The sequence below is a fragment of the Pseudomonas resinovorans NBRC 106553 genome, from assembly GCF_000412695.1.
GTDB lineage: Bacteria > Pseudomonadota > Gammaproteobacteria > Pseudomonadales > Pseudomonadaceae > Metapseudomonas > Metapseudomonas resinovorans_A.
In genome coordinates, this window is sequence record NC_021499.1 from 80,448 (window position 1) to 93,209 (window position 12,762).

At 66.3% G+C, this 12,762-nt stretch carries 11 protein-coding genes and 1 pseudogene; 7 read left to right on the plus strand and 5 right to left on the minus strand.

What is annotated here, in order from left to right; genetic code table 11:
• On the plus strand, positions 1 to 594 hold the full coding sequence (locus tag PCA10_RS00405; RefSeq protein ID WP_016490025.1) for a MarC family protein: 594 nt from the start codon (positions 1 to 3) through the stop codon (positions 592 to 594).
• Positions 591 to 1,370: an N-acetylmuramoyl-L-alanine amidase gene (locus PCA10_RS00410; RefSeq protein WP_016490026.1), complete on the plus strand. Its 780-nt coding sequence runs from the start codon at positions 591 to 593 to the stop codon at positions 1,368 to 1,370. The genes PCA10_RS00405 and PCA10_RS00410 overlap by 4 nt, the downstream gene beginning before the upstream one ends.
• Before the next feature lie 149 nt (positions 1,371 to 1,519).
• On the opposite strand, the gene PCA10_RS00415 is transcribed toward PCA10_RS00410, so the two are convergent.
• Both PCA10_RS00415 and algB read right to left on the minus strand, forming a co-directional pair.
• Positions 1,520 to 3,295, minus strand: a complete 1,776-nt coding sequence (locus PCA10_RS00415; protein WP_016490027.1) for a KinB sensor domain-containing domain — start codon at positions 3,293 to 3,295, stop codon at positions 1,520 to 1,522.
• 13 nt (positions 3,296 to 3,308) lie between these two features.
• Positions 3,309 to 4,655 (minus strand): sigma-54-dependent response regulator transcription factor AlgB, encoded by a 1,347-nt coding sequence (algB, locus tag PCA10_RS00420; RefSeq protein WP_016490028.1) that lies wholly within the window; start codon positions 4,653 to 4,655, stop codon positions 3,309 to 3,311.
• Between the two features lie 482 nt (positions 4,656 to 5,137).
• Here algB and PCA10_RS00425 point away from each other — a divergent pair, with 482 nt between their 5' ends.
• From PCA10_RS00425 to PCA10_RS00435, 3 genes and pseudogenes are all read left to right on the plus strand, one after another.
• Positions 5,138 to 5,341, plus strand: a complete 204-nt coding sequence (locus PCA10_RS00425; protein WP_041770070.1) for a hypothetical protein — start codon at positions 5,138 to 5,140, stop codon at positions 5,339 to 5,341.
• A 179-nt stretch (positions 5,342 to 5,520) separates the two neighbouring features.
• Positions 5,521 to 5,682, plus strand: coding sequence for a DUF1328 domain-containing protein (locus tag PCA10_RS29325; RefSeq protein ID WP_016490030.1), 162 nt, complete (start codon positions 5,521 to 5,523; stop codon positions 5,680 to 5,682).
• Positions 5,683 to 5,724: 42 nt separating this feature from the next.
• A pseudogene (locus tag PCA10_RS00435) lies at positions 5,725 to 6,150 on the plus strand (inhibitor of vertebrate lysozyme family protein); the annotation flags it as partial.
• Between the two features lie 218 nt (positions 6,151 to 6,368).
• Here the strand turns inward: PCA10_RS00435 and wrbA are convergent.
• Positions 6,369 to 6,965 carry an NAD(P)H:quinone oxidoreductase gene (gene wrbA, locus PCA10_RS00440; protein WP_016490032.1) on the minus strand — a complete coding sequence of 199 codons (597 nt, stop codon included), beginning with the start codon at positions 6,963 to 6,965 and terminating at the stop codon, positions 6,369 to 6,371.
• A gap of 304 nt (positions 6,966 to 7,269) precedes the next feature.
• Between wrbA and gltP the strand changes: the two genes are divergently transcribed.
• Both gltP and PCA10_RS00450 read left to right on the plus strand, forming a co-directional pair.
• Positions 7,270 to 8,601: a glutamate/aspartate:proton symporter GltP gene (gene gltP / locus PCA10_RS00445; protein WP_016490033.1), complete on the plus strand. Its 1,332-nt coding sequence runs from the start codon at positions 7,270 to 7,272 to the stop codon at positions 8,599 to 8,601.
• A 495-nt stretch (positions 8,602 to 9,096) separates the two neighbouring features.
• Positions 9,097 to 10,323, plus strand: a complete 1,227-nt coding sequence (locus PCA10_RS00450; protein WP_016490034.1) for a nucleoside recognition domain-containing protein — start codon at positions 9,097 to 9,099, stop codon at positions 10,321 to 10,323.
• A 634-nt stretch (positions 10,324 to 10,957) separates the two neighbouring features.
• On the opposite strand, the gene PCA10_RS00455 is transcribed toward PCA10_RS00450, so the two are convergent.
• Both PCA10_RS00455 and PCA10_RS00460 read right to left on the minus strand, forming a co-directional pair.
• A complete protein-coding gene (locus tag PCA10_RS00455; protein WP_016490035.1) occupies positions 10,958 to 11,995 on the minus strand; it encodes a DUF5924 family protein in 1,038 nt (345 codons plus the stop codon).
• A gap of 96 nt (positions 11,996 to 12,091) precedes the next feature.
• Positions 12,092 to 12,595, minus strand: coding sequence for a GNAT family N-acetyltransferase (locus PCA10_RS00460; RefSeq protein ID WP_041770474.1), 504 nt, complete (start codon positions 12,593 to 12,595; stop codon positions 12,092 to 12,094).
• Between the last annotated feature and the right edge of the window lie 167 nt (positions 12,596 to 12,762).

Sequence of the window (12,762 nt, forward strand, 5' to 3'; positions counted from 1 at the left end):
ATGGAAATCCTCGGCATTGCCGTCCTGATCTTTCTGGTCACCGACCCGTTCGGCAACATCGCCATCTTCATCGCCGCCCTCAAGGGCGTCGCCCCGGAACGCCGCCTCAAGGTCGCGCTGCGCGAACTGCTGTTCGCCCTGGGCCTGCTGATGCTGTTCCTCACCTTCGGCGACAAGATCCTCAGTGGCCTCGGGCTGTCCCGCGAGTCCATCGCCATCGCCGGCGGCATCATCCTGTTCATCATCGCCCTGCGCCTGATCTTCCCGCGCCCGGAAGGCGTGCTCGGCGACCTGCCCGGTGGCGAGCCCATGCTGGTGCCGCTGGCCACGCCGGCGGTGGCCGGCCCGTCGGCCCTCGCCGTGCTGATGACCCTGCGCAACACCCACCAGGGCGAGCTCTGGGAACTCTACGTCGCCGTGCTGCTGGCCTGGGCCTGCACCGCGCTGATCCTGCTGCAGGCCGCCTTCCTGCAGCGCTTTCTCGGTGATCGCGGCCTGATGGCCGTGGAGCGCCTGACCGGCATGCTGCTGATCATGCTCAGCGTCGACATGCTGCTCGACAACCTGCAAAGCGTTCTCCACCTGACCCCATGAGAATCCTGATCCTGGGCTTGGCCCTGCTCCTGCTCGGCGGTTGCGCCGGCGGGCTGCGCATCGATGACAGCCACCGTTCGGTGAGCCAGAGCAGCCGCGTGCAGTACGTGGTGCTGCACTACACCTCCACCGACATGGACAACTCCCTGCGTCTGCTGACCGAAGATGGCGTCAGCAGCCACTACCTGATCGGCGACCACCCGGCGACCATCTACCGCCTGGTGGACGAAGACCGCCGTGCCTGGCATGCCGGGGAAAGCGAGTGGGAGGGGCGCACCTGGTTGAACGCCAGCACCATCGGCATCGAACTGGTCAACGAGGGCTACCAGGACACCCCCGCCGGGCGGGTCTACCAACCCTTCAGCGAGGAGCAGATCGACGCGTTGATTCCCCTGCTCCAGGACCTGGTCAAACGCCACAACCTGCCGCCGGGCGCCATCATCGGCCACAGCGACATCGCCCCCCAGCGCAAGGTCGACCCCGGCCCGCTGTTCCCCTGGAAGCGCCTGGCCGACGCCGGCCTGCTGCCCTGGCCGGACGCCGATGCCGTGGCTCGCGAGCAGGCGCGCTTCGAGCAGGCCCTGCCCACCGTGGGCTGGTTCCAGGAGCAACTGGCGCGCCAGGGCTACACCACCCCGCAGACCGGCGTGCTGGACAAGGAAACCCGCAACGTCATCGCCGCCTTCCAGATGAAGTACCGCCAGCGCCTCTACGACGGTGAGCCCGACGCCGAGACCGCCGCCCTGCTGCTGGTGTTGAACGGCATGCCGCACTGAGCTCCGAATCACAGCTCGTAGGATGGGTCGGGCGGCGTTCCGCTGAGCGGAGCGATACCCATGCGGTTAGCGCTCGGACCCGATGGGTATCGCGGGCTCAACCCATCCTACAAGGCTGAGGCCGAGCGCCGAATTCGCTCCTACAGGGTTCACACCGGCAACGTCATATAGAACTGCGCGCCCTGCCCCGGCCGTGAATACAGGCCGATGCGACCGCCGTGCAGCTGCACGATCTCTTTGCACAGCGCGAGGCCCAGGCCGGCGCCGCCCTTGCGGTGACCGACCTGGACGAAGGGCTCGAAGATGCGCGCCTGCTGGCTGTAGGGCACGCCCTCGCCCTCGTCCGTCACGCTCACCAGGACGCGCTCGCCGTGGCGCCGGCCCTGCAGGCGGATATGCCCGCCCTGTGGGCTGTGGCGGATGGCATTGCCCACCAGGTTGTCCAGCACCCGCTCGATCTGCAGGCGGTCCAGCTGCAGCCGTGGCAGCGGTGGCTGCACCTCGAGGTCGAGCTCGATGCCGTGCTCGCCGGCGTGCGCCTGATAGCGTTGGCACAGCGCGGCAAGCATCTCCTCCAGGTCGCAGGGTTCGCGGACCAGTGCCTGCACGCCGCTCTGGTAGCGGGAGAAATCCAGCAGGTCGTTGATCAACCGCACCAGGCGCTGCATCTCCTCGTCCATGGTCTTCAGCAGGTCGGCTTCGCGGCTCTCCGGGTCGAAGTGCAGTCGCTCGTTGAGCAGGCCGAAGGCCATCTGCATGCCGGTTACCGGCGTGCGCAGCTCATGGGAGGCGCGCAGCACGAATTCGTTGCGCACCCGCTCGAAGGCCCGCGCTTCGGTCACGTCCCGCAGCACCATCACCCCGCCGACCACGCGGCTTTCGCCCAGCACCACCGGCGCCAGGCGCCAGTTGAGCAGGCGCTCCTCGCCGTCGGCCTCGATCTTCAGGTCTTCGGGCGCATCCTCCAGGGGTTCCCCGCGCAGGACGCGCTGGGCGACCTCCTCCAGCTCTGGGCGACCCAGCGCCTGGGCCAGCGATAGCGAGGCAGGTGTCTCGCTCCAGGAAAGCTGCCGCTGCGCCACCGGGTTGGCGTGCTGGACGTGGCCCTGGCGGTCGAGGATCAGCAGGCCGTCATCGATGCTGTCGAGTACCGCCTTCAAGCGTTGCTGCTCGGCCAGCAACTTCTCGACGTTGGTTTCCTTGACCGCCCGCAGGGCCTCGGCCATCAGGCCGAAGCGGCGGATCAGCGCGGACATCTCGTTCACCGGCGACAGCGGCAGCGTGACCTGGAAATCGCCCCGGCCCACCTGATCGGCCGCCTTGGCCAGCGCGTCGATGGGTTCGCCGAAGCGCCGGGAGATGCCCTGGGCGGTGATGTAGCCGATGAGCAGCACCGCGATGCCCAGCAGCCCGAGCAGGCCGGCGATCAGCAGTGCACGGTCGCGCGCCGCCCCTTCGGCATCCCCCACCACCGTCAGGGAATGGCGCTGCAGGGCGACCATGCTGGTGCGCAGGACATCCAGGGAGTGGCTGAAGTCATCGTCGTCCAGCAGGCTCCAGCGCAGGCTGGCGGGTTGGCGCACTACATCGAGAAAGGTCTTGTAGGACGCAGCGATCGCCTGGAAGTGCTCGCGGGTCTCGGCGTCGGTCTCCGAGTCCAGGCCTTCTTCCAGGGCGGTGAGGAACTTGGCCTGGGAATCCTGCAGGGCCGGCATGTCCAGGTCCTTGCCCATCAGGTTGACCATCTGGTCGCCCAGGTGCTGGCGCAGCCGCAGGCTGATGTCGATGGTGGCGAACGAGCGGTTGATCAGTTGCTCCTGGGAGCCGGCCATCTGCATGACGCTGACCAGCCCCAGCAGCAGGCCCACCAGGGCCACGGTGATCAGCGCGGAAATGCTCAGGAACAGCCGTGTGCGAAGGCGCATGCCGGCGGCTCGCTCAGAGGCCGTAGAGCTTGCGTTTGCGGTACAGGGTCGAGGCGTCTATGCCCAGGGTGCGGGCCGCCTGGTCGAGGGTTTCGGCGCTGGCCAGCACACCGGCGATATGCGCCCGTTCCAGCTCCTCCAGGCTCAATGGCCCGCCCACCCGTGGCGCATTGCTGGCGGGGGTATCGCCCAGGCCCAGGTGGACGACCTCCACCAGTTCCTGGTTGCAGATGATCGAGGCGCGTTCCACCACGTTGCGCAATTCGCGCACGTTGCCCGGCCAGCGGTAGCCGAGCATCGCCGCCTTGGCCTCCTCGCTGAACGCCCGCGCCGGACGCGCGTAGTCGCCGATGAAGCGGGCGAGGAAGCGCTCGGCCAGTTCGAGGATGTCCTCGTGGCGTTCACGCAGCGGCGGCAGGCTCAGGGCGATCACATTGATGCGGTAGAGCAGGTCCTCGCGGAAGCGTCCGTCGCGGACCATCTCGTCCAGGTCGAGGTTGGTGGCGGCGAGGATGCGCACGTCGGCGCGGCGGGTCACCGGGTCGCCCACCCGTTCGTATTCCTTGTCCTGGATGAAACGCAGCAGCTTGGGCTGGAGGCTCAGGGGGAAGTCGCCGATCTCGTCGAGGAACAGCGTACCGCCGTCGGCCTGGCTGACCCGGCCGAGGGTGCTCTCGCTGGCGCCGGTGAAGGCGCCGCGGTTATGGCCGAACAGCTCGCTCTCCATCAGGTCCGCCGACAGCGAGGGGCAATTGATGGTGACCACCGACTTCTTCGCCCGCTTGCTCCAGCCGTGGATGGCGCGGGCGAGTTCGCCCTTGCCGGTGCCGGACTCGCCGAGGATGAGGATGTTGGCGTCGGTGCCGGCTACCTGCCGGGCGGTCTCCAGTACGGTCATCATCGACGGACTGTGGGAGTCGAGGCCGTCGCCGTCGCGGCGCACTTCGCCCTCCAGGGCTTCCAGGCGCACGGTGAGCTGGCGCACCTCCAGCTGCTTGGCCGCCGCCATGCGCAGCTGGTCCGGGCTGCAGGGCTTGACCAGGTAATCCGCGGCGCCGGCCTGCATGGCGTCCACGGCGGTATCCACCGCCGAGTGCGCGGTGACGATCACCACCCGCATCCAGGGCGCCTGCACGCGCATCTGCGCCAGGACGTCGAGGCCATTGTCCTCGCCCAGTCGCAGGTCGAGGAAGCACAGGTCGAACACCTGCCGTTGCAGGAGCGCCTCCGCCTGTGCGGCGCTGCTCGCCGTGGCCACGTTGTAGCCCTCGTCCTCCAGGCAGTAGCGGAAGGTACGCAGGATGGCGGCTTCGTCATCCACCAGCAGTACCCGTCCCTGGTTCTCGGTTACCTGTTCCATGCTCTCACTCCATTTCCGAGTCATAGAAAGTTAGTCCAAGAAATATCGTGCAAGTTGCACGCGTTTTTCCTACGAGTCTTGCAGCATGCAAGTGTAGGAAGTCCTGGCATAAAAGCTAACGCGCTGATTTTTATAAATATTTATCTCTGCAAAAGACTGGCACAGGCCTTGCGATATTTCTCGTACCTGAAGGCGCGGCGGTCTTTCCACCTCTTGTGACCCCGCGCTCCACCAGGAGCACTCCGCCTGGAACAGGGAGGTTCCGGGCCTTTTAAAGCGTGCAATTTGCCCGGCGGAAAACACCCGGTCGTGCAAAGTGCCGCCGGGCCGGTTTGGAGTGCCGTTGTAACTGATTGAGTTAATTGAAGTTTTCCAGGGCCATGAGTGGCATGGGCAATGCACTCGAAGTCTCAAGGCCACAAATCCACCCAAGGGAGGATGCGAGGATGAAAGGTTTCCAGTGGCGCTCGTCCAGATGCCTCATGGTCCTGCTGATCGGACTGGTGGTGGTGCTCGCCATGCTGGCCGAACACTCCCTGCGTGAGCACATCCAGCCCAAGCCGATGCAGGTGCCCGCCGCGGAACAGAGCAGTTCGGCCGTGCCGGTCCGCGCCGATGGTCCGCTGCATGAAGTCAGCCAGGTCGTGCCCGAGAACCTCGGCACCCGGGCACGCTGGGTCTTCTGAGGAGTGGTCGCCATGCCCCGCCATGCCTCCATCCCGTCGCTCGCGATGCGCAGCCTCGCCTGCTTGCGCCGCGCGCTCCTCGATTTCGCAACACCCACCGTCATGGCGCCTTGCGTGGTGCCGGTGGTCATGGTTCAGCGGCCGCTGAGCCGACTACTTGAAGCAGAAGGAGAAAGGCCATGTTGAGCTGGGCACTGACTTTCCTGGTAATCGCAATAGTCGCCGCCGTGTTGGGATTTGGTGGTATCGCAGGCACTGCCGCAGGCATCGCGAAGATCCTCTTCATCGTCTTCCTGGTGTTGTTCGTGGTGTCCTTCATCATGGGCCGCCGAGCGCCCTGAGGAGGTTTCGATGGACCACTTGAACAAGGCGGCGGCCGCCTTGCTCCTGGGGCTGGCCGGCGCACAAGCGCCGGCCGCCGGGCCATACACCGTCTCGACGAGCTGCTCGGCAGCGACCCTGAGTACCAGGAAACCTGGCGCGAGCTGGTCGAGGATGAAAGCCGTCTGCCCGAGTGGGTGATGAACCTGTCGGGCACCGCGCCGCCAATGAAGGCGGTGGATGACGAGGACGACAAGTTCCTGGTGGGCGAGCTCTGCCAGGCGGGCAACTGCTCCAACCAGCGGTTGTATGTCGCCTTCAGCTGGAACAAGGACGACGCCTGGGCACTCTATGTGCAGGTGCCGGATGGTCTGCCATCCGACAAGGCGCCCAGTCGACACGCCAGTTACCGCTGGCTCGGCGAGCCGGACCAGAGCGTCCGACGGATGCTCGACGAGCAGTTGAAAGCGGATCCGAACTGGTACTGAGGACGTGAAGGAGCAACGCCCAGAGATGGGCTGAAGACCAAGGGGCCGGGTTGTACCGCGTCAACTGGAGCGGCATGACCTAGGGGTAAACGGGGTACCTCCGCAGCCGCGGGCCGGGTCAGGCGAGCTGCTGCCGGGAGCTGGATGAATGCCAGCTCCCGGTGTGCAGCGGAGATCGATTCCCTCAGGGGCGCTCGCCCTGCCACCGCGTCATCCTCTCACTGCATCCTGCTCACCAGGCCCGCCACATGGGCACCCTGGAATTTCGCCAGGGCCAGCTCCTTGGCGCTCGGCGTACGCGAACCGTCCGCCGCCGCCACCGTGGCCGCGCCGTAGGGCGAGCCACCGCGCAGTTCGCTGATATCGCTGAGTTCCGGTGCCGAGTAGGGCAGCCCGGCGATCAGCATCCCGTGATGCGCCAGGGTGTTCCAGAACGAGGTGATGGTGGTTTCCGAACCGCCGCCGGTGCCGGTGGAGGTGAAGACACTGCCGATCTTGCCCACCAGCGCGCCCTTCACCCAGAGCCCGCCGGTCTGGTCGAGGAAGTTGCGCATCTGCGCCGTCATGTTGCCGAAGCGGGTCGGCGTGCCGAACAGGATGGCGTCGTAGTCCGCCAGCTCCTGCGGGATGGCCACCGGGGCGGCCTGGTCCAGCTTCGCGCCGGCCTTGCGGGCCACATCCTCGGGCATGGTCTCGGCCACGCGCTTGATGGTCACCTCCACGCCGGGCACGCCGCGCGCACCTTCGGCGACGGCCTCGGCCATGCGTTCGATGTGACCGTACATCGAGTAATAGAGCACCAGGACCTTCTTCATTTCAGCTCTCCATCCATCGGGGATTGGCGACCGAGCGGGTCGAACCCAGTGAGCCTAGATGGCGCCCACGATCTTTGCTTCCACGTCCATCGGGCCAGTTCCCATGCCGAAAACGTGAGGCCAGATCATCTGGAACCATGGTTCCATGTGGCTTTTCCCATGCCGATTCGGCATGGGGTAGGCATTTACGGCATTAGACGATCGTTAGCGTCCTATGAATCATGGCGCCCCTTTTGCGGTTCGACCGGCCATCCCGGACGCAACCGTGCTCCCGAATTCCACAAGAAATCAGAGGGTGACGACCATGACCAAGGCCAGATTGAGCCTCGCCTGGCAGATTCTCATCGGGTTGGTGCTGGGTATCGCCATTGGCGCCCTGCTCAACCACTTCAGTGCCGAGAAGGCCTGGTGGATCGCCAATGTCCTGCAACCGGCCGGCGACATCTTCATCCGCCTGATCAAGATGATCGTCATCCCGATCGTGGTCGCGTCGCTGATCGTCGGCATCGCCGGCGTGGGTGATGCCAAGAAGCTCGGCCGCATCGGTTTCAAGACCATCCTCTACTTCGAGATCATCACCACCGTGGCGATAGTGGTGGGCCTGCTGCTGGCGAACTTCTTCCAGCCCGGCACCGGCATCGACATGAGCACCCTGGGTACCGTGGACATCTCCAAGTACCAGCAGACCGCCCAGGAAGTGCAGCACGACCACGCGTTGATCTCGACCCTGCTCAACCTGATCCCGTCGAACATCTTCGCCGCCGTGGCGCGGGGCGAGATGCTGCCGATCATCTTCTTCTCGGTGATGTTCGGCCTTGGCCTGTCGAGCCTGCCCGGGGATACCCGCGAGCCCCTGGTGAAGATGTTCCAGGGGATCTCCGAGACCATGTTCAAGGTCACCCACATGATCATGGCCTACGCCCCCATCGGCGTGTTCGCGCTGATCGCCGTGACCGTGGCCAACTTCGGTTTCGCCTCCCTGCTGCCGCTGGCCAAGCTGGTGCTGCTGGTGTACTTCGCCATCGCCTTCTTCGCCTTCATGGTGCTGGGCCTGGTGGCGCGCCTGTTCGGCTTCTCCATCATCCGCCTGATGCGCATCCTCAAGGACGAGCTGATCCTCGCCTACTCCACCGCCAGCTCCGAGACCGTGCTGCCGCGCATCATCGAGAAGATGGAGGACTACGGCGCGCCGCGTGCCATCAGCAGCTTCGTGGTGCCGACCGGCTATTCCTTCAACCTCGACGGCTCGACGCTCTACCAGAGCATCGCCGCGATCTTCATCGCCCAGCTCTACGGCATCGACCTGTCCATCAGCCAGCAGCTGCTGCTGGTGCTGACCCTGATGGTCACCTCCAAGGGCATCGCCGGCGTGCCGGGCGTGTCCTTCGTGGTCCTGCTGGCCACCCTGGGCAGCGTCGGCATCCCCCTGGAAGGCCTGGCCTTCATCGCCGGCGTCGACCGCATCATGGACATGGCGCGCACCGCGCTGAACGTGATCGGCAACGCGCTGGCGGTACTGGTGATCGCCAAGTGGGAAGGCATGTACGACGCCGAGCAGGGCCAGCGCTACTGGAGCTCCCTGCCCCATTGGCGCGGCACCGAGGTGCAGGCCAAGGGCCGGGCTGTGATCGACTGAGCCTGAGCTGGATGAGAAAGCCCCGACCTGGTCGGGGCTTTTTTGTTGGGGCCTGCGTTTTTTTGTCAGGCTCGTTTTCGAGTGGGTTGCGGGTATTTGTTTCGCCCTCCCGGGCGAGTTACTTCTTTCAAACGTCGGGATGCCGAACCACAAAGAAGTAACCAAGAACGCTCGCCCCGGCATCCGGGTTTGGCTGCGCCAAACTCCCCTCACTACATCGTCGCTCCGGAGGCCCGCCGCGAAGGGCCATCCATGGCCCTGCGCGGCTCTCGCGGCATCCATGCCGCTCGTCCCCCTGCACAACGATTCCGCTCGGCCTCCTGAAGGGGCGTTTTGCGCGGCGTCATCTTCTCTGCTCTATGTGAGGCAGGTATAGGCATCGGGCCTGCTGTCACCCCTCGCCCTTTCGGGGAGAGGGGCCGGGGCAGATTGGATTCGCCCCGGCAGCAACGGCCCCGCTAGAATCCGTGCCACTGATTTCTCGGGGGACTGAACATGCTCAACGGCCTGTGGCTGGGCTTCTTCGTGGTGGCGGCGGTGGCGGCGCTGGCGCGCTGGATCGGTGGTGATCCGGGTGTCTGGGCGGCCATGGTGGAAAGCCTGTTCGCCATGGCCAAGCTCTCGGTGGATGTAATGATCCTGCTGTTCGGCACCCTGACCCTGTGGATGGGCTTCCTGCGCATCGCCGAGAAGGCCGGCCTGGTGGAATGGCTGGGGCGCGTCCTGGCGCCGCTGTTCCACCGCCTGATGCCCGAGGTGCCGCCGGGCCATCCCGCCCTCGGCCTGATCACTCTCAACTTCGCCGCCAACGGCCTGGGCCTGGACAACGCGGCCACGCCCATCGGCCTGAAGGCGATGAAGGCGCTGCAGGAGCTCAACCCCAGCAGTACCACGGCGAGCAACGCACAGATCCTCTTCCTGGTGCTCAACGCTTCGTCGCTGACCCTGCTGCCGGTCTCGATCTTCATGTACCGCGCACAGCAAGGCGCCGAGGACCCGACGCTGGTGTTCCTGCCCATCCTCCTCGCCACCAGCGCCTCCACCCTCGTGGGACTGATTTCCGTGGCCCTGGTGCAGCGCCTGCGCCTGTGGGACCCGGTGGTGCTGGCCTACCTGGTACCCGGCGCGTTGCTGCTGGGCGGCTTCATGGCCCTGCTCGCCGGCCTCTCCGCCACCGCACTGGCGACCCTCTCCTCGCTGCTCGGCAACCTCACCCTGTTCGGCCTCATCCTGCTGTTCCTGGTGATTGGCGCGTTACGCAAGGTGAAGGTCTACGAGTGCTTCGTGGACGGCGCCAAGGAAGGCTTCGACGTCGCCAAGAACCTGCTGCCCTACCTGGTGGCCATGCTCTGCGCCGTGGGGGTGCTGCGGGCCTCCGGTGCCCTGGACTTCGGCCTGGACGGCATCCGCGCCCTGGTCGAGTGGTTCGGCTGGGACACCCGCTTCGTCGATGCCCTGCCCACCGCCCTGGTCAAGCCGTTCTCCGGTAGCGCGGCGCGCGCCATGCTGATCGAGACCATGCAGAACCACGGGGTGGACAGCTTCCCGGCGTTGATCGCGGCCACCGTGCAGGGCAGCACCGAGACCACCTTCTACGTGCTGGCGGTGTACTTCGGTTCGGTGGGTATCCAGCGTGCGCGCCACGCCGTTGGTTGCGCCCTGGTGGCGGACCTGGCCGGCGTGCTGGCGTCCATCGGCGTGTGCTACTGGTTCTTCGGCTGAGCGCGCTTGTTGTTCGTAGGCGCCATGCCGGGCCTCGATGGTGGACTGGTGATGCGTGGCCCACCCTTGGTTCACGGAGCCTCTTTCGTAGGTTGGTGTAGAGCGAAGCGAAACCCAACGTCTTAAGGGTTTGGGAAATTGGGCTTGGATTACGGCTCATTGCCGAGAGGGCTTCGGGTTCTGTTTCGCCCTCCCGGGCGAGTCCCTTTCTCAAACGACGGAATGCCGCCCACCAGAAAGTAACCATTAGGGCTTGCCCTTGCATCCGGCCGCGGCTGCGCCGGGGTTCCCTCGTTCCATCCTTGCTCCGGGGGCCCGCCGCGCAGGGCCATCCATGGCCCAGCGCGACTCTCGCGGCATCCATGCCGCTCGTCCCCCTGACTCGCTGCGCTCGCCCTTCGGGCCAGCCTGCGGCTGTTACTTCGCTGCGCTCCGTTTCGCAAGGATTCCACTCGGCCTCCTGAAGGGGCGGTTTGCGCGGCGTCATCTCCTCTGCCTCGATTCAGGTCGGCACGGGCACTTCGTAGGATGGGTCGGGCGGCGTTCCGTGAGCTTGCGATACCCATCAATTCGGACCGCATGGGTATCGCTCCGCTCAACCCATCCTACGGCCGAATCTGGTCTGGCAGGCGTCTCAACGAGGCTTGGGCGGCAGCTCCGAGGGTGTGACGGTGAAGCGCAGGGTGCCGATCATCTGCCCGGCCTCGGTCAGGACCTGGACCTGCCAGCGGCCCACCGGGTTGCTCGGGAAGTTCCGCTTGTGGGTCCAGGCGCGGTAGCCGGCTTCGCGGCCGCCGTGGATATCCAGGGCGATGCGGTCCACCTCGCGGCCGTTGAAGCGCCACACGTGGTAGATGCGCTCGTTCAGCCCGCGCGGGGCGTTGATCGCGGTGTAGGCGTAGAGCCCCTTGGTGCGCAGCTCGTTGGCGCTCAGGCTGTCCACGCCGTCCCCCGGCGTCCGGTTGTTCAGCTGGGGCGATACCGCCACTTCGGTGAGCCAGAGGGTCGCCGGCGGCACCCACACCCGTGTCACCCAGCCCAGCCCGCCGAGGGCCAGGGTCAGCCCCACCAGGCCCAGGCTGCGCCACCAGCGTTGCCCACGCAGGACACCGGACAGGCTGACGAAGGACAGCGCCACCGCCGTGCCCAGGGCCCAGCGGTAGCTCTGCGCGGTGGTCAGCTGGAGGATCAGCGGCAGCGCCGCCAGCAGCACGGCGAACAGCGTCAGGGTGTGGTAGGCGAGGAACAGCCAGCGCCGGGGCGCCAGGTGGCGGTTGTAGATCGGGTCGGTGATCGAGCACAGCGCCGCCACCCCCAGGAGTCCGGTGAACAGGGCCTGGCCGCTGTTCCAGCTGGTGGTGATGGCGAAGAACGGCAGTACGAAGAACAGGCTTTCCTGGTGGATCAGCTGGGTCAGGAAGCGCATCAGCGGCGGTGGCAGTTCGACGCCGAAGAGCCGCTCGACGCCGCGCCGGAACAGGTTCTCCAGCATCAGCCAGATCCAGCTCACCAGCAGCAGGATGGCGATCACCCGCGCCACCCGCGCGCCGCGCTCCACCAGGAGGAAGCTCGCCATGCCGGACACGAAGCCGTAGAGGGCGACCAGCCGCGGGTGGCGCTGCAGCAGCTCGATCAGCTTGAGCACTTGGGGTTTGAACTTGGACAGCAGCATCGGCGTCGACAGGACGGGTGAGGTCGAAGCCGCGCAGGATACTGCCCGCTGCCGGCCCTGAGAAGGCGCGGTGCGAGCGGGCTGACGGCGTGCGGCTCAGTCCAGCAGCAGGCGCATCTTCTGCGGCCGGTCGGCACGACCGTTGGGCAGGCTGACCGGGGCCAGGTCCTCCAGCCAGAGGAAGGCGAAGCGCTCGTAGAGACGGATGGCCGGCAGGTTGGATTTGAGCACCGTCAGCTCCACCCGGCCCATGTCCAGCCGGCGGCAGTGCTCCAGCGCCGCCGCCATCAGGCGCCCACCCAGGCCCTGGCCACGATGGGCTTTCTTCACCTGCATGCCGAGCACGCCGAAGTCCTCGCCCGAGCCGATCTCCACGCCACAGAAGCTGGCCGGGAAGATTTCGATGGAGCCCACCAGCTCGCCGTCGACTTCAGCGATGAACTGCGGCAGGTCCAGCGGCAGCGAGCGCAGCAGCATGGCGCGCATCTGTTCGATGGGCGGCGGCTCGGCGCGCAGGAGGAACTCGCCTTCGGCGCTTACCTCGGCGAAGAGGCGGTGCAGGGCTTCGATATCGCTGATGCGCAACTTCCTGATCGGCATGGGCATTCGGCTCCGGAACGGGAGCTGGCACTCTGGCCCAGGGTGCCCGGCCTGGCAATGCCCGGTGGTGGCGGCCCCGCCGTCGGCTGGCGATGTGCGTGCGTCGCCGTGTCGCGATTGGCCACTCCCGCTGGCGATGTCGGTCACTGCCGCCACGGGGCGCGGAG